This window comes from Dyella sp. ASV21, from assembly GCF_016428975.1.
Taxonomy (GTDB): domain Bacteria; phylum Pseudomonadota; class Gammaproteobacteria; order Xanthomonadales; family Rhodanobacteraceae; genus Dyella.
Genome location: NZ_JAELTT010000434.1, coordinates 1 through 233 on the forward strand (window position 1 = coordinate 1; position 233 = coordinate 233).

General features: G+C 0.9%; 1 protein-coding gene. It reads right to left on the reverse strand.

The features are described 5' to 3' along the window. Positions 1 to 233: hypothetical protein (locus JHD67_RS22995; protein WP_193223845.1), on the reverse strand; the 233-nt coding region annotated here is incomplete at both ends.

The window sequence follows — 233 nt, forward strand, 5'->3', positions numbered from 1 at the left end:
TTTTTTTTTTTTTTTTTTTTTTTTTTTTTTTTTTTTTTTTTTTTTTTTTTTTTTTTTTTTTTTTTTTTTTTTTTTTTTTTTTTTTTTTTTTTTTTTTTTTTTTTTGTTTTTTTTTTTTTTTTTTTTTTTTTTTTTTTTTTTTTTTTTTTTTTTTTTTTTTTTTTTTTTTTTTTTTTTTTTTTTTTTTTTTTTTTTTTTTTTTTTTTTTTTTGTTTTTTTTTTTTTTTTTTTTT